The organism is Ruegeria sp. CL3 (genome assembly GCF_056536505.1).
In genome coordinates this window covers 1-15,924 of sequence record NZ_JBQFPT010000016.1, presented here as the reverse complement: position 1 = coordinate 15,924, position 15,924 = coordinate 1, and the positions used below count along the sequence as shown (strand labels likewise).

The following is a 15,924-nucleotide window of genomic DNA, read 5'->3' as shown; positions in this document are numbered from 1 at the left end:
TTTCGAGCCAATTCAATTGCCTCTTCCTTTTGGTCGGTTGAAATCGCATGATAAAACACATTCATAAAGATCAGACCGACCCACATCCGCGAGAGGTGAGATGAGCGACGATCCCTATTCCGTCCTCGGTGTCGCCAAAGACGCCAGTGCCGCCGAGATCAAGAAAGCCTATCGGCGCATCGCCAAGGAATGCCACCCGGACCTCAAACCCGGTGATGCCGAGGCCGAGGCCAAGTTTAAAGCCGCCGCCGCTGCTTACGATCTGCTGAAAGACCCTGAAACCCGTGCCCGCTATGACAATGGCGAGATTGACGCTTCGGGTCAGGAGCGCCCTCAACAGCAATATTATCGCGACTATGCCGAGGCCGCCGGAAACCCCTATCGCGGACGGCAGGCAGACCCGGATGACATGTCGGACATCTTCGCCGAATTCATGCGTGGCCGCGGTGGGTTTGGCGGCCAGCGCACACAGGAATTCCATGCGCCGGGTCACAATCTGAATTACTCACTGCAGATCAGCTTTCTGGATGCAGTGTTTGGGGCCAGCCAGAAACTAACATTGCCCGATGGTAACCGGATCGAGGTTAAAATCCCGGCGGGTATCACCACGGGCCAGACCATCCGACTGCGAGGCAAGGGCGCTCCGGGCTATGGTGAGGGGCCTCCTGGGGATGCGCTGGTCACGATCTCGGTCGCGGACCATCCGTTGTTCGACCGGCAGGGGGATGACATTCACATCACATTGCCGATCACCATTGATGAGGCTGTCTTGGGTGGCAAAGTCCCTGCCCCCACAATCGACGGTGGCGTCAATGTCACCGTCCCGGCAGGCACCAGCAGCGGCAAAACCCTGCGCCTGCGGGGCAAGGGAGTCAAAAAACGCGGCTCGTCCGAACGGGGGGATCAACTGATCGAACTTACCGTCGCCCTGCCCGACCAGATCGACGACGATCTCAAGCAATTCATGGAGACATGGCGCGACGCCCATCACTATGATCCTCGGAAAGGAATGCCGTCATGACCCTGACCGAAGAGGAACTGATCGAAACCATCTCTCGCCTGACCTCGGACCGCCTGACCGAGTATCTGGCGGCAGAGATCGTGATCCCCGAGCAATCAGACCAAGGGGTCGTCTACCACAGCATCGACGTCGCCCGGCTGGAATTGGCCTGCGAATTGCACGAGCAATACGATATGGAGGCCGATGCCCTGTCGATGATGATCTCTCTGATCGATCAGATGCACGGGCTACGCGCCGAACTGCGTGAGGTTCTGAACGCGGTCGAGGCGCAACCCGATCCCGTGCGGCAGCAACTGATTGAGGTTATCGGAACCGCCCGCTTTCGTCGTGGGTAGGTCTAGTTACCTTTGATCTGGTAGTCCTCGGGAACGTAGAAGGTGTAGTCCCTGTCGGCCACCTGCACGTGGCAGTCATGGCAATAGGCCACGGCCCCGGCCCGATCGCCCAGAGTGTCGCCAAACAAAGACCCATCGGGCAGCACCATAATGTACCGCCAGTCTGCTGTCGCGGGGTTGGCGCCTTGGGCCAGTTTCTCCATCACGAACATCGCACCGGGGTAGATCTTGCCCTCATCCGTTACCGTCATGCTGTCCTTGGCCAGAACCGAGCCCATGGGCAAAAGCTCACCCGGTTGCAGGGTCCCGTAGTTCAGCGCCATGCGGTTGGCGTAGCTGTTCACGAACCGCTGCCCGTGTGTTGCCGAGATATAGGGCGCATCATTGAACAGCGGCCAGCTTTGGTAATTCAAAATGAGATCCAACTGCGACGTCGCGTAGCCACGCGCCATGCGTTTCGACAGCGCGCGATAATGCGCGTTGGCTTCGTCCTTACTCAGCTCGGCCGGATTTTCGATGGCCAGATGAGCGTCAGGGTCTTCCGCAAAAGCGCCCGCCGCAGATAGCGGTACAAATAGGACTGCAAATGCAATGGTTTTCAATTTACTTCGAGGTCGTTCAATCATTTGGGGCTCACCTGAAATATCAGTTTGCCTACATGCCGCGCGTAGCGAAGAAATAGGCTCGCGGCGAAAAAGCCCCGGCGTTTCAAGGGAAAGCCGAGCGTCCGAAACAGGACCGGACGCCCTAACACATAGCAAATATTGAAGACAAAATCAGCACCGGAAACATTAAGTTTACCGCTGCAACCCTTGGCAGAAATGGCTTAGTTACCGCTCAACCCAGCCTCCGCTTCGATCTGTTTACGCGATTTGCGCGCACGCTCGGTTGCCGATTTCAACTGACCGCAGGCCGCCATAATATCCTCACCGCGCGTTTTGCGGATGGGTGAGGCATAACCGGCCTGATAGATGATATTCGCAAAGGCCCGGATACGATTGTTCGAGCTGCGCTTGTACGGCGCGCCGGGCCATTCGTTGAACGGAATCAGGTTGATCTTGGCCGGGATTCTATGACGCTTGATGTGGTCGATCAGACGATGCGCGTCCTCGTCGCTGTCGTTCACGCCATCCAGCATCACGTATTCGAACGTGATCCGTTCGGAATTCGAGACATTGGGGTAGCTGGCCAGCGCTTGCAACAACTCCTCAATGTTCCAGCGCTTGTTGATCGGCACCAGAACGTCGCGGGTTTCATCGGTGGTGGCGTGGAACGAGATCGCCAAAAGGCAGCCGATCTCTTCGGCCGTGCGCGCGATTTCCGGAACAACGCCGCTCGTCGACAACGTGATCCGGCGGCGCGACAGGGAAATCCCTTCAGGGTCCATAGCGATCTTCATCGCGTCGCGGACGTTCTCGAAATTGTAGAGCGGCTCACCCATGCCCATCAAAACGATGTTCGACAGCAGGCGGGTTTCATCCTTAGGCGCACCGGGCGTGGGCCATTCCTCAAGATCATCGCGGGCCATCATCACCTGACCCACAATCTCGGCTGCTGTCAGGTTGCGCACCAATTTCTGAGTGCCGGTATGGCAGAAAGAGCAGGTCAGCGTACACCCCACCTGAGACGAGATACACAGCGTACCACGATCCTCTTCAGGGATGTAAACGACCTCGACCTCGTGCCCGCCCGCAATACGACACAGGTATTTGCGCGTGCCGTCTTCGGACACCTGACGGGTGACCACTTCGGGAATTTCGATCACAAAACTCGCGGCCAGTTGCGCGCGATAGGCTTTGGCCAGGTTGGTCATCAGTGCGAAATCGCGCACGCCCCATTGGTAGATCCACTGCCAGATTTGACCGGTCCGCATCTTGGCCTGCTTTTCCGGCGTGCCATGTTCGATCAGTGTCGCGCGGAGCTGATCGCGAGTCAGACCGACAAGGTTCACCTTCCCCTCAGGCAGTTTGCGGGGAATGGTCATGACGTCTTGAGTGATCGGCGCTTTGGGCGACATTTGGGTACCTACTGGGCGTATCTCAGGTGAATTCCGGATTTGGATGCGCCTCTATATAGGATTGCGCGCAAAGATCAAAAGGAATCGTATTGACCCTTACGCGCTTTTCTCGCCGGATCAGACCCCTGCAGGCGGGATAAAGCAATCCTCGGCATCCAGCGTTTTCACCGGATCTTCGGGCCCGCATTCCTCACCTGTAATCGGGTAGGTTTCAGGCTCTTTTTCACAAGCCGCCAGAACCAGTGAAGAAGCCAACATCAGAGTGATCAGAGTTTTGTCGAACATATTCAGACATCCTTTGTTATTGCTGAACCAATTAGTTCAGATACCAAAAGGATGCGCTTTGATACGGATCAAGCTTTCTGAATATTTGATGGGATTTTGCAAGAAGCTGCAAAATAGACGGGTCGCTTGTGATCGCGACCCGAAAGATCAGTTGGTGCAGCGCGTCTCCGCGTCTTCAATCGCGGCGGTGAAGCCCAGCAGAGAGAACGTGTCCTTTGTTTGCGTCCCGCGTTCCGAGCGTGCGGTCAGCACAGCCTCGGTCCCGCGCTTCATGGCGGTGACGATCTTGGCATCGTCCTGAGCAGTCGCCGGCCAGGCCCACTCGCCCTCGGTAAACAGTTCGAATTCAGACCCGTCTACAACCAGGTTCACCGTGGAACCGGCCGCAAAAGGGTAGCCACCGGTAAAGGTCACTTGTCCTTTGACCTCGGCATTCGGACGATAGAAGACAAACAGCAAGATGTCGCTGCGGCGCACAGAAACGACACGTCCGCCCCGCGTATTCACGGTTTCCTTGGGGGCCGAAACGCTCCAGCATTCGGTAGGATCATCTTCGACAAAAACGCTCCAATCCGTTTTTGCCGCGACGCGGTTTGTACTTGTCCCCTGCTGTGCGATTGCAGTTGTGGCCATACCCGCCACACACAGACCCGCAAGCACGCGGGTAAGCATTGATCCCATTTGTCCAGCCTCCTAGCTCGACCTTCTACCTCATACCCATCGGAAAGCCATGCGAACCCTGCCAGTTCGTCTTGGAAACGTTGCGCATTCCGATGATTGTCGACATACACACACTAACGCAGGTTTCGCCACAGGCGAAAGGGCGATTGGCAGAATTTTGCGCATAAATCCGGAGGTCCAGATGACGCAGCCCATCCCGATGACAGAACTGTGGCGCGGCGATTTGTTGGAAAGCCTGCATCTGGGCCATGCAGTGGTCTGCGATGACACCGGGCAGATCGTGCAAAGCTGGGGCGATCCGAACGCAGTGATCTTTCCACGCTCCTCGGCCAAGATGATCCAGGCTTTGCCTGTGGTTACGTCTGGCGCTGCGGCCAAATACGGGCTGAACTCGGAACATCTTGCGCTGGCCTGCGCCTCGCATAACGGGGCCGCCATTCACACGGATCGCGTCTCAGTCTGGCTGGATCATCTGGGTCTCACCGAGCATGATCTGCGCTGCGGCCCGCAAGAGCCCGCCGACATCGCCGCGCGCGACCGGCTTATTCTGGCCGACGATACGCCGTGCCAGATCCACAACAATTGCTCGGGGAAACACTGCGGGTTTCTGACCCTGTCTCAGCATATGGGGGCCGGACCGGAATACCTTGAGATCGACCACCCTGTTCAACAGGCCTGCTTGTCTGCCATCGAGGAAACAACCGGCGAGACTAGCCCCGGGTACGGCATCGACGGATGCTCGGCCCCGAATTTCGCGACTTCGCTGGTTGGGCTTGCGCGCTCAATGGCGTGGTTTGCCTCGGCCGCTGATCGGTCAGACCGGTCGAGCGATGCGGCGCAGCAACTGACCGCCGCGATGATCAAGCACCCAGAGCTTGTCGCGGGCGAAACCCGCGCCTGCACAGAGTTGATGCGCGCAATGAATGGGCGCGCTGCGATCAAGACCGGGGCCGAAGCCGTCTTTGTCGCGATCCTGCCGGATAAACGCATGGGCGTTGCTCTGAAGATCACCGATGGCACCACCCGCGCCAGTGAATGCGCCATCGCGGCCATTCTGGTCAGCCTCGGGGTGTTGGAGGCTGATCACCCGGCCACGCGCAAATTCATGAATGCCACGCAATACAGCCGCCGAGGACTGGAATGCGGCGTGATCCGACCCGCGCCGGGCTTTCCGAACTAAGGCAGCTACATCTCGATTTCGTGGATTTCCGCCACTTCGACCGAGCCAGATCCGTTTATGACCATCGGGCAGCCTTTGGCCATCTCGGTTGCATCATCAATGCTATCGGCTTTGATCACCGTGAAGCCAGAGGCCGGGTTAGCCCCGCCATTGTCGACAACGCCGCCGTTGCTGACGGTATAGGATTGGCCTACCGGGTTTCCCGGGATATCCAAAGCCTCGCCCATGTTCTGAAACCATGCGCCCCACGCGGCCATGGTTGCCTCGATCTCTGCGGGGTCAGTTGGGGTGTGGCCCCCGTGATAAACAAATAGATATTGGGGCATTTCGGTCCTCCCTGAATGAAATCTATTGGCACTGCGCCTCGAGTTTGCGCAGCGAGGATGTCCAGCCTGTGTTGTGGTTCTCAGCTGCTTCGGCGTCTGCGAGTTCTCTGTGATCGATAACAAGTCGGGCACCGGTTTCAGTTGCCGCTATAGAAAAAGTCACATGGCTTTCCGGCCCGCGTTGATCCTGGTCGTCATGCCAACCCCACGTGAAACCAACCGAGTTCGGTGGATTAACATGCGTGACATGCCCCGAAACCTTGAATTGCTGTCCATCGCTGTTTTCCATCACCGAAAACCATGGGCCGGTTCTTGAAAAATCCAGATTGTGATCCGGCACATGCACGCCTTCCGGCCCCCACCACTGCAGCAGTTTTGAGCCATCTGTCACCCAAACAAAAAGGTCTTCTGGGCTGACGGGAAAGTCCCGCTCCAATTTCAGGTCGGCCATGAATTTTCCCTTTCCAAAATGTCACCCAAACGATCCAGACTGCTTTCCCAGACTTGCCGTTTCGAGATCGTCCACTCGGCAATCGCACGAAGACCTTCGGAGTGGACGGAATACAACCTCTGGGTGCCCAGCACGCGTTGTTGCACCAATCCGGCCTGTCGCAGCACCTTCAGGTGGCGCGAGATTGCGGCACCTGACATGCCTTTGCCTTCGATCAGGTCTCCGGCGGGCAGTTCACCGCCTTCCATCAGTTGCTCGACGATGGCAAACCGAGTGCGGTCAGATAGTGCGGAAAAGGCGGCAATAAGATCGGTCATGATTCTTATTTAACAAAAATGTTAAATTAAGGAAAGCCTACCTTTTGTCAGCGCCAATCAGGATAATTGGCCGATCCTCTTCTTTTCGTGTATATGTGAAAAGGTTCATAGACCTGCTCCAAAGACACAAGTTACGGTGTTATGTGTGAGTTTAATAAGTTGTTTTATTTTAGGAGGCTTGAGATGCGCTTCGCGTCCACTTCATTGTTTATCGCCTGTACCCTTGCTGTTGCAGGCTGTGCGTCCCCTTGGTCACAGACTGAGACTGTCACCCCGGCTGCAACCGCCCCTCAACCAACCCCAGCGGCGGCCGTAGCGACAACTCCCGCGCCTGCGCCCACAACGACGGCGGCAGTAGCCCCTGCAGCAGCCCCCGCGGTGACCCCGACGGCCGTTTCATCGACAGCGCCTCAAAATGCGTATGACCGCGACGGCGGAGATGGTGGTGGCGGCGGCGGTGGCGGCGGTGGTGGAGACGGTGGCGGCGGCGGTGGCGGCTGGGGCGGTTAAGCCGGAGACGACACCACATGCTTAAGCTTGGGTCTAAAACTGGTCGGCGCCATTTACTAGCAGCTGCGTCTATCTTAACGATTTGCGCTAGCGGCCTCAGCGCTCAGTCCTCGTCGGCAACCAGCGCCAACAGCAGGGTTGCGATCGTCATCGGCAATCAGGACTACACGAGCGTTGGCGACCTGACAAATGCCAGAAAAGACGCCGAAGACATTGCGGACATGCTGCGGGACTTCGATTTCCAAGTCTTCGATGGCTATGACCTGACCAAACGCGAGTTTGAAGAGCTGATCCGCACAGCGGTTCTGAACATCCCGGATTCCGCAGATGTTCTGTTCTACTATGCGGGTCACGGCATTCAGATCGGGCGGCGAAACTATTTGCTGCCCGTGGATGCCAAGTTTGAAAGCGTCTATGACGTGCCGTTGGCAACGATGACGCTGGATCGCGTGATTGACACCCTGTCCGCCCGTAGCGCGGCCCACGTGGCCATTCTGGACTCTTGCAGGGACAATCCGTTTCAAGACCTCAGATTGGCGGCCGATCTGGACGCCAACCTTTTTGAGACCCGCGAAGGGTTCGATGTTTTCAAGACTCCGTTGAATTCTCTGGTGGCCTATTCCACCTCGCCCGGTGCGGTGGCCAGTGATGGCGAGATCGGCCACAATAGCCCCTATACGGCGGCTGTTCTGGAAACTGCCCAATCCTCTCCGTTTGAGAACATCCAACAGCTCTTTCCGGTCATTCGCGAGAGGGTTCACACCAAAACATCGGGGCAGCAGATCCCCTGGGAAAGCTCGACGCTGGTGCGCCCGTTCTATCTGGCGCAGCAAAAGGTCGAGGTTGAACCTGAGGCGCTGCAGGATGGCGCCCCCCAATCCCTATCGCTCAGCTATCAGTTCGACAAATCTGTCCCGCTGTCCCAAAGCCTAAGCCAAGCGCTGGGAAGGGATATCGTAGATGTGCGCGTTACGGAAACCCCTGACCGGGGTGCTGTCAGCGCAAGCGAAACATCTCTGACCTATACGCCCGAGATCACGGACACACGTGCCGTTGACCTGCCCAAAACCGATTTTGCCGATACCTTTGCAGTCGAGGTCGTAACCGCCGATCAGACGCGACAGACGGTTGAGGTCTCTCTGGAATTGGGGATGAACGCCTGCGATCTCGAAGCGGGGGACGCGCTGGATCTTAATGGCGTTGGCGTGTTTCGCCTGCCGAATGAGCTGGATATCACCAAAGGTCTGGCCGCCTGTTCGCAAGCGGTCGAGGACTATCCGGAAAACGCGCGGTTCCAGTATCAACTGGGCCGTTTGCAACAAGCCGCAGGCAATGTGCCAGGCGCCTTTGAGAGTTTCACGACCGCTGTAAACGGCGGGCATATCCGCGCCAAATACGCTCTGGCAACTTTGTTGGATACACAGCGCATCGACCGCGCAGTCACTAAGACCCCTTATGACCCGGATAAAGCGCGCGCCTTGCTAGAAGAAGCCATTGCCCAGCAAGACCCCTATGCCATGCACCGGCTGGGCCAACAATTGCTGCGCAAAGGTGAAACGACCGAAGAGAAAAACCGCGGCTTTGAGCTTTTGGAACGGTCGGTCGAACTTGGACATACCTATTCGATGAATGAACTGGGCATGTATTTCCTGCGTGAAAACTCGGAACGCTATATCCCCGAGCGTGGGTTGCGATATCTACGGGCGTCCGAACTGCGGCAGGATATCTATGGATACGACAATCTGGCCTATGTTTCGCTGAATGGTCTGGGCGGCAATCCGGTCGATTTCGACAAAGCTGAATCCTATTTTCTGGCGGCAGCCCAAGGCGGGCATCCAACCGCTCCGGCTAGTATCGCCCGCATGATCATGCGGGACCAGCTACAGGGCCGGCCCCGTACCGAGGCTTTGGCCTGGTACGATACATCTCTGGAACGCGGTGATGCCTGGGGCGGTGCGAACGGAGCTTATATCATTCTGGACGGTCAGGTACCGGGCAAAGGTCCGGCTGATGCAGCACTACGGGCGGCCAAAGCGGCCCTGCTGCCGAATGAGAAACCTGCCGCGCAAGCTCAGTCGCAGCTGGACAGCCTCTCGCGCTGGGATCTGGATCGGGCTTTGCAACTGGCGCTGAATGAACTTGGGGAAAATGTCACCGTCGATGGCCAAGTCGGCCCGGCGACTCTGACTGCGCTCGAAAATATCAGCGCCAAGTTCGGTGTTCCGGTTCCCTATGCGGCCGCCAGCGATCCAAAGGCCCGGTTGTTGCTGGCCGCGCGTGTGTACTGGGCGCAGAATCCGGTGCGCTTTGACTTGTTCTAGACGCTGAAGTCAGCCTTGCTGTAGCCTTGAATATAAAGCAGGGCCGTCAGGTCTCCGTGATTGATCCGCACGTCGCATTCAGCCGCAACCGAGGGCTTCGCGTGCAGTGCAACACCGGTTCCGGCCCGCCCCAGCATGCCCAGATCGTTAGCTCCGTCACCAACCGCGATCACGTCGCCCTCGGACAATCCAAGCGTTGCGGTGATCCGCTCCAGCGATTCAACCTTGGCCTGCCGCCCGAGGATCGGGCGCTGCACATCACCCGTCAGCTGCCCATTCTCGGTCAACAGTGTGTTCGCCCGATTCTCGTCAAACCCCAACTGCTCTGCCACGCGGGCTGTAAACGCGGTGAACCCGCCCGAGACCAAGGCCGCATAGCCGCCAGCCGTGCGCATGGTCGCCACCAGTTCGCGCCCGCCTGGCATGAGGGTGATCCGCGTGTTCAGAACATGGTCTATGACCGCCACGTCCAGCCCTTTCAACAGGCCGACCCGTTCGATCAGCGCGCCTTCGAAATCCAGCTCACCATTCATTGCGCGCGCGGTGATGTCTTTGACGCGCTCGCCCACGCCCGCCTCATCCGCCAACTCATCAATGCATTCCTGCTGGATCATGGTGCTGTCCATATCCGCCAGAAGCATTTTCTTGCGCCGCCCCTCGGATGGCTGAACGACCAGATCAACGCTCATCTCTTGCAGATCGGCCCAGACATCCCAGCGATTGTCTGGCATCTCGGGCAGCCTGAACTCGGCCGCCTCACCGGTGTTGAGCCACGTGACCTCACCTCCGCCCCACGCATTTCGCAGCGCGTCCACCATCGGGACCTCAAGCGAGGGTGTGGTGGGATTTGTCAGCAAGGTGGCAACGTACATGGCAGGTCTCCGGCAATCTGCATAGCGCATATCGCAGGTGCAGCATTTTCGCCAGAGTTGGTTGGAAATATCTGGCAAACGGGGCTTTACGGTCCCGGTTTTCCCAGCCAGATTCAGCCCGCGACGCACAGAAAGGAACACCGAATGGCCAACCCGCTTTATGATCGTCTGTTTGGCATTCACGCTGGGAAATCCACGCCGTTCCTGCATCTGCCCGACGGTCAAGTTCTGACCCACGCCGCCTTTCTCGACATGGCCGCGCGGCTGGCCAACGCGCTGACCGGGCTGGAGCTTGAGCCCGGAGACCGCGTCGCCGTTCAGGTCGAAAAATCGCCCGAGGCGCTTGCACTCTACGCCGCTTGCGCGCTGACCGGGCTGATTTTCCTGCCGCTCAACACCGCCTATACAACTACTGAGCTGCAGTATTTCATCGAAAACAGCGGCGCGAAGCTGGTGGTCTGCGATACCGCGAACGAGGCAGGCCTGACCCCGATTGCCCAAGCACAGAACGCCCACCTTGAAACACTGAACGCCGATGGCGGCGGCAGCCTGATGCGCCGGGCGCTGGGGATGCTGCCTGCGTTTGAACCTGACAGCCGGTCCGAGGATGATCTGGCGGCGCTCCTTTATACCTCAGGCACCACGGGGCGGTCGAAAGGTGCGATGCTGACGCAGGCCAACCTGCTGTCCAATGCCGAAACGCTGGTGCAGGAATGGCGCTTCACCAAGGACGATGTGCTGCTGCATGCGCTGCCGATCTTTCACACGCATGGCCTGTTCGTAGCGACCAATGTGGTGCTGGCTTCGGGTGGGTCGATGATCTTTCTGCCCAAATTCGATCTGGACGACATCCTGCGTCTGATGCCGGAGGCCACCTCGATGATGGGTGTGCCAACCTTCTACACTCGCCTGCTGGGCGATGACCGGTTTACCGGAGATCTGACGCGCCATATGCGGCTGTTCATCTCAGGCTCGGCACCGCTGCTCGCAGAAACCCATGAGTTGTTCGAAGCCCGCACCGGGCATCGTATCCTCGAACGCTATGGAATGACCGAAACCAACATGAACACCTCGAACCCCTATAACGGCGAACGCCGCGCCGGGACCGTCGGGTTCCCGCTGCCGGATGTCGAGTTGAAGGTCACGGACCCCGAAACCGGCGCGCTGCTGCCACACGGCGAGATCGGCATGATCGAGGTGCGCGGTCCGAACGTATTCAAGGGCTATTGGCAGATGCCCGAGAAAACCGCCGCTGAGCTGCGCGAGGACGGGTTCTTTATCACTGGCGATCTGGGTCGGGTGGACGAGGATGGCTATCTCCATATCGTCGGCCGTGGCAAAGACCTGATCATCTCGGGCGGCTACAACATCTACCCCAAGGAAATCGAGCTTCTGCTGGATGACCAACCCGGTGTTCTGGAAAGCGCGGTCATCGGTGTGCCGCATCCGGATTTTGGCGAAACAGTGTTGGGCATTCTGGTGCCTCGGCCCGGACAAGTCTTGGATCTGGATTCCATTCAAACAACTGTTCAGGATCAGCTGGCCCGGTTCAAACATCCGCGCAAACTGATCGTGCTGGATGAGCTACCCCGCAACACCATGGGCAAGGTGCAAAAGAACGCCCTGCGCGAGACCTATAAAGACAGCTTTACACAAGGCTGACCCGGCCCTTTTCAGTCAACTCCCAACAGGTGCGGCCTTCGAAGACAACGACACTGGCCGGGCGTCCATACCCCGCGCCGGTATCCAGATTCAGACGGTTCCCGCAATACGTCACCCGGTCGACCGGAGTATGGCCATGGACGATCAACTTGGGATGGGGCGCGGTATGTTTCAAAAACTCCTGCCGAATCCAGACCAGATCGTTTTCGTCCTGCTGATCCAGCGCGATACCGGGGCGGATGCCCGCATGAACGAAAGCCAGATCGGGTGTCTGGTGCATCAAAACCAGCCCGCGCAGGAACGCACGATGATCCTCGGGCACGGCCTGCAACGCCATGGCGTGCAGATCCTCAAGCCGGGTTTGTCCCTCGAAAACGATACCATAGCTGGCAAGTGTTTCGACCCCGCCCAGACGCTCATGCAGCCAGTGGTAACCGACCAGAAGATGCGGATCATGGCGGGGGAAATCCTCGAGGAACCATGCAAACATGCGGTCGTGATTTCCTAGTAAGGTAATCCAGTCCCGCCCTGCCGCGCATCCCGCGATCAAGCGGTCCAGAACGCCCCGGCTATCCGGTCCCCGGTCAGTATAGTCGCCCAGAAACACCACCTGAGCCTCAGGCCCGCCGTCGCGGTCGATCAATGAGAGGAGTCGGTCGAACTCGGCGCTCTGCCCGTGCAGGTCGCCAATGGCGTAAATCGGTTTGGTCATGAAAAGGTCTCGTCTGCTGTTACGGCAGTTTAGAGGCGAAAGCGTTGATAGCGCAATCAGGAACACCCGCGCCGGTCCTTGGCGCGGGTGTCAAATTGTCTGAAATGACAAAGGGTGCCAATCAGGCGACGTCGAACTCCAGCGGTTTGATCTGCGTGAACAAGCCCGTTTCCGCCAGCTTTGCGCGCGCCTCGGCCGGGACAGGTTCGTCCACGTAAAGCAGAGCGATGGCCTCCCCACCCGCTTCAGACCGGCCAAGAGTAAAGTTCGCGATATTGACGTCGTTCTCGCCCATGGTCTGACCCAGCGCACCGATGATGCCCGGCACATCCTCGTTGGTGGTGTAGAGCATATGCGCCCCGATCTCGGCGTCGATATTGATGCCTTTGATCTGGATGAAGCGAGGCTTGCCATCGCTGAACACTGTCCCACCGATCGAGCGTTCGCGCTTGGTGGTCACGACGGTGACCTTGATGTAGCCCTCAAACGCACCGGACTTGTCCTGATTGGTGGTCGAGATCTTGATGCCACGCTCTTTGGCGACAACCGGCGCCGAGACCATGTTCACCTCGGGATTGAACTTCTTCATGATCCCCGCAACGACGGCGCAGTTCAGAGCGGCCAGGTTCATTTCAGCCGCTACACCATCGTAGAGGATGTTGATCGCCTGAACCGGCTCATCGGTCATCTGGCCGATGAAACTGCCCAGATGGCCCGCCAGTTTGATCCACGGCCCCATGACCTTAGCCTCTTCAGCGGTGACGCTGGGCATGTTCAACGCATTTTCCACCGCACCGGTCAGCAGATAGTTCGAGATCTGCTCCGCCACCTGTAGCGCCACGTTCTCCTGCGCCTCGGTCGTTGCCGCGCCAAGGTGAGGCGTGCAGACCACGTTGGGCAGGTTGAACAGAGCGTTTTCTTTCGCCGGCTCTTCGCTGAACACGTCAAACGCCGCACCTGCAACATGACCCGATTGCAGCGCCTCGGCCAGCGCGTCTTCGTCGACCAGACCACCACGGGCACAGTTGATGATCCGTACACCCCTCTTGGTTTTCGCGAGGTTCTCACGGCTCAGGATGTTGCGTGTCTGATCCGTCAGCGGAACGTGCAGAGTGATAAAGTCAGCGCGAGCCAGCAACTCGTCCAATTCGACCTTTTCGACACCCATCTGCGCGGCTTTCTCTTCACCCAGATAGGGGTCATAGGCCACAACCTTCATCTTCAGGCCAAGCGCGCGTTCGCAAACGATACCGCCGATATTGCCCGCCCCGATCACGCCAAGGGTCTTGTTGGTCAGCTCGATGCCCATGAACTTGGACTTTTCCCACTTACCCGCATGGGTCGAGGTGCTGGCCTCGGGGATCTGCCGCGCCACGGCGAACATCATCGCAATCGCATGCTCAGCGGTGGTGATCATGTTGCCGAAGGGGGTGTTCATCACGATCACACCCTTCTTCGACGCCGCATCCTTGTCGATATTGTCGGTCCCGATCCCGGCACGACCGATCACTTTCAGTTTGTCGGCTTTCTCCAGAATGGTCGGTGTAACTTTTGTGGCCGAACGGATGGCAAGGCCGTCATACTGACCGATCATCTCGGCCAGTTTGTCTTTGTCCTTACCCAGATCGGGCACGAAATCCACGTCGATGCCGCGATCGCGGAAAATCTGCACGGCGGTTTCGCTGAGCTTGTCAGATACGAGTACTTTGGGGGCCATTTTCTCTGGTCCTTGAATTGTATGGAAGGTCCGGGCCTTGGACGGCCCGGCTAAAAGTCAGGCAGCCTCAGACTGCGCCGCGATCTCGGCCTCAAAGGCCCATGCCAGCCACGGCAGCATCGCCTCGATATCCGAGGTCTCAACCGTACCGCCGCACCAGATGCGCAGGCCCGAAGGCGCGTCACGATAGGCACCGATGTCCAAGGCGATATTCTCTGCTTCAAGCCGTTTGGCCACGGCTTTCGCGAATACTGCACCGTCCTGAATGCGCCCATCTGTGAATTTCAGGCAGACCGAGGTGTTCGATTGCGTCGCCACATCCTCGGCCAGATTGGCGATCCAGTCGTTTTGGTCGCAGAAAGCGTGAACCGCACCGGCATTGGCATCAGCACGGGCGATCAGCCCCTGCAACCCACCAACCGAGCGTGCCCAGTCCAGCGCAAACAGGTAGTCCTCGACTGCTAGCATCGAGGGCGTATTGATCGTAGCCCCGGTAAAGATACCCTCGATCAGCTTGCCGCCTTTGGTCAGGCGGAAAATCTTCGGAAGCGGCCATGCGGGGCTATAGCTTTCCAACCGCTCAACCGCGCGTGGGCTCAGGATCAGCATCCCGTGTGCAGCTTCTCCACCCAGCACTTTCTGCCAGCTGAAGGTGGTCACATCCAGCTTGTCCCAGGGCAGGTCTATCGCAAAGGCCGCCGAGGTCGCATCACAAATCGTCAGGCCCTGACGGTCATCGGCGATCCAGTCGCCGTCGGGCACCCGCACGCCCGAAGTCGTACCGTTCCACGTAAACACCACGTCATTGGAGAAATCGACCGAAGCAAGATCAACGATCTGACCGTAATCTGCGGTCTTCACCTCGGCGTCGATATTCAGCTGCTTGACCACGTCAGTCACCCAGCCCGCGCCAAAGCTTTCCCAGGCCAGCATCTCAACCTTGCGTTCGCCCAGCAGAGACCACAGCGCCATCTCAACCGCACCGGTGTCCGAGGCTGGCACGATGCCGATCTTGTAATCCGCCGGAATGCCCAGCACTTCGCGAGTGCCTTCGATGGCCGCTTTCAGCTTGTCCTTGCCCACGGCCGCACGGTGCGAACGACCCAGCGCGGCATCGGCCAGTTTGGACAGATCAAATGTGGGGGGTTTGGCACAGGGGCCTGAGGAAAAACGCGGATTCGCCGGCCGCGTGACCGGTTGTTCTTTTGTCATCTGTATTACCCTTCCAGATACACGCCCCTCGTTGGGGAGGGGTGTCCCACGGACAGAGCTATGGGGGCTTTGCAGATGCAGCAAGCGGAAAAGACGCTATTGCGACAGAAAACGACATGCCTGAGGCGTACAAATCAGAACGCAGGTTTCCGATAAGCGAAAACCCCGCCGATTTCGCGGCGGGGTTTATTGTATTATTCAGCGGCTTCTTCGTATGCTTCCATTGGAGGGCATGTGCAGACGAGGTTTCGGTCTCCGTATGCGTTGTCGACGCGGTTGACGGGGGACCAGTATTTGTCGACGCC

The 15,924-nt window shown here is 58.3% G+C and carries 17 protein-coding genes; 6 read left to right on the top strand and 11 right to left on the bottom strand.

Annotated elements, in window-relative coordinates:
- The first annotated feature begins 100 nt into the window (after positions 1 to 100).
- Together ACR0NO_RS20065 and ACR0NO_RS20060 are read left to right on the top strand one after the other, a co-directional pair.
- Positions 101 to 1,021 (top strand): DnaJ C-terminal domain-containing protein, encoded by a 921-nt coding sequence (locus tag ACR0NO_RS20065; RefSeq protein WP_480725269.1) that lies wholly within the window; start codon positions 101 to 103, stop codon positions 1,019 to 1,021.
- On the top strand, positions 1,018 to 1,356 hold the full coding sequence (locus tag ACR0NO_RS20060) for a hypothetical protein (RefSeq protein ID WP_480725267.1): 339 nt from the start codon (positions 1,018 to 1,020) through the stop codon (positions 1,354 to 1,356). The genes ACR0NO_RS20065 and ACR0NO_RS20060 overlap by 4 nt, the downstream gene beginning before the upstream one ends.
- 2 nt (positions 1,357 to 1,358) lie before the next feature.
- Here the strand turns inward: ACR0NO_RS20060 and ACR0NO_RS20055 are convergent, their stop codons facing one another.
- From ACR0NO_RS20055 to ACR0NO_RS20040, 4 genes are all read right to left on the bottom strand, one after another.
- Positions 1,359 to 1,982 carry a cytochrome P460 family protein gene (locus ACR0NO_RS20055; RefSeq protein ID WP_480725266.1) on the bottom strand — a complete coding sequence of 208 codons (624 nt, stop codon included), beginning with the start codon at positions 1,980 to 1,982 and terminating at the stop codon, positions 1,359 to 1,361.
- Positions 1,983 to 2,182: 200 nt separating this feature from the next.
- On the bottom strand, positions 2,183 to 3,373 hold the full coding sequence (gene rlmN, locus ACR0NO_RS20050; RefSeq protein WP_480725265.1) for a dual-specificity RNA methyltransferase RlmN: 1,191 nt from the start codon (positions 3,371 to 3,373) through the stop codon (positions 2,183 to 2,185).
- Between the two features lie 117 nt (positions 3,374 to 3,490).
- On the bottom strand, positions 3,491 to 3,658 hold the full coding sequence (locus ACR0NO_RS20045) for a hypothetical protein (protein WP_170376001.1): 168 nt from the start codon (positions 3,656 to 3,658) through the stop codon (positions 3,491 to 3,493).
- A gap of 147 nt (positions 3,659 to 3,805) precedes the next feature.
- On the bottom strand, positions 3,806 to 4,339 hold the full coding sequence (locus ACR0NO_RS20040) for an invasion associated locus B family protein (RefSeq protein WP_170376002.1): 534 nt from the start codon (positions 4,337 to 4,339) through the stop codon (positions 3,806 to 3,808).
- A 181-nt stretch (positions 4,340 to 4,520) separates the two neighbouring features.
- Between ACR0NO_RS20040 and ACR0NO_RS20035 the strand changes: the two genes are divergently transcribed.
- Positions 4,521 to 5,519 carry an asparaginase gene (locus ACR0NO_RS20035; RefSeq protein WP_170637815.1) on the top strand — a complete coding sequence of 333 codons (999 nt, stop codon included), beginning with the start codon at positions 4,521 to 4,523 and terminating at the stop codon, positions 5,517 to 5,519.
- 5 nt (positions 5,520 to 5,524) lie between these two features.
- On the opposite strand, the gene ACR0NO_RS20030 is transcribed toward ACR0NO_RS20035, so the two are convergent.
- The 3 genes from ACR0NO_RS20030 to ACR0NO_RS20020 are packed head-to-tail and all read right to left on the bottom strand — an operon-like array spanning position 5,525 to position 6,613.
- Entirely contained in the window at positions 5,525 to 5,845 is a 321-nt protein-coding gene (locus tag ACR0NO_RS20030; protein ID WP_170637813.1) for a YciI family protein, read from the bottom strand.
- Positions 5,846 to 5,867: 22 nt separating this feature from the next.
- On the bottom strand, positions 5,868 to 6,296 hold the full coding sequence (locus ACR0NO_RS20025; RefSeq protein ID WP_480725263.1) for an SRPBCC family protein: 429 nt from the start codon (positions 6,294 to 6,296) through the stop codon (positions 5,868 to 5,870).
- Positions 6,284 to 6,613, bottom strand: a complete 330-nt coding sequence (locus ACR0NO_RS20020) for an ArsR/SmtB family transcription factor (RefSeq protein ID WP_480725261.1) — start codon at positions 6,611 to 6,613, stop codon at positions 6,284 to 6,286. Before ACR0NO_RS20020 ends, ACR0NO_RS20025 begins: the two co-directional genes overlap by 13 nt.
- Positions 6,614 to 6,796: 183 nt before the next feature.
- On the opposite strand from ACR0NO_RS20020, the gene ACR0NO_RS20015 reads away from it, so the two are divergent.
- Together ACR0NO_RS20015 and ACR0NO_RS20010 are read left to right on the top strand one after the other, a co-directional pair.
- Complete coding sequence (locus ACR0NO_RS20015) at positions 6,797 to 7,123, top strand: hypothetical protein (RefSeq protein WP_170637808.1); 327 nt, start codon at positions 6,797 to 6,799, stop codon at positions 7,121 to 7,123.
- Positions 7,124 to 7,140: 17 nt separating this feature from the next.
- Positions 7,141 to 9,444: a caspase family protein gene (locus ACR0NO_RS20010; RefSeq protein WP_480725259.1), complete on the top strand. Its 2,304-nt coding sequence runs from the start codon at positions 7,141 to 7,143 to the stop codon at positions 9,442 to 9,444.
- Here the strand turns inward: ACR0NO_RS20010 and serB are convergent.
- Complete coding sequence (gene serB / locus ACR0NO_RS20005) at positions 9,441 to 10,316, bottom strand: phosphoserine phosphatase SerB (protein ID WP_170637804.1); 876 nt, start codon at positions 10,314 to 10,316, stop codon at positions 9,441 to 9,443. The two genes, ACR0NO_RS20010 and serB, sit on opposite strands and share 4 nt — an antisense overlap.
- A 144-nt stretch (positions 10,317 to 10,460) precedes the next feature.
- Here serB and ACR0NO_RS20000 point away from each other — a divergent pair, with 144 nt between their 5' ends.
- Positions 10,461 to 11,978 (top strand): malonate--CoA ligase, encoded by a 1,518-nt coding sequence (locus tag ACR0NO_RS20000; RefSeq protein ID WP_480725257.1) that lies wholly within the window; start codon positions 10,461 to 10,463, stop codon positions 11,976 to 11,978.
- Here ACR0NO_RS20000 and ACR0NO_RS19995 read toward each other — a convergent pair.
- The 3 genes from ACR0NO_RS19995 to ACR0NO_RS19985 all read right to left on the bottom strand — a co-directional run bounded on the left by ACR0NO_RS19995 (position 11,965) and on the right by ACR0NO_RS19985 (position 15,619).
- Positions 11,965 to 12,690, bottom strand: a complete 726-nt coding sequence (locus tag ACR0NO_RS19995; protein WP_480725256.1) for a metallophosphoesterase family protein — start codon at positions 12,688 to 12,690, stop codon at positions 11,965 to 11,967. The two genes, ACR0NO_RS20000 and ACR0NO_RS19995, sit on opposite strands and share 14 nt — an antisense overlap.
- Before the next feature lie 121 nt (positions 12,691 to 12,811).
- Complete coding sequence (gene serA / locus ACR0NO_RS19990) at positions 12,812 to 14,407, bottom strand: phosphoglycerate dehydrogenase (protein ID WP_480725255.1); 1,596 nt, start codon at positions 14,405 to 14,407, stop codon at positions 12,812 to 12,814.
- Between the two features lie 57 nt (positions 14,408 to 14,464).
- Positions 14,465 to 15,619 carry a phosphoserine transaminase gene (locus ACR0NO_RS19985; protein ID WP_480725254.1) on the bottom strand — a complete coding sequence of 385 codons (1,155 nt, stop codon included), beginning with the start codon at positions 15,617 to 15,619 and terminating at the stop codon, positions 14,465 to 14,467.
- Between the last annotated feature and the right edge of the window lie 305 nt (positions 15,620 to 15,924).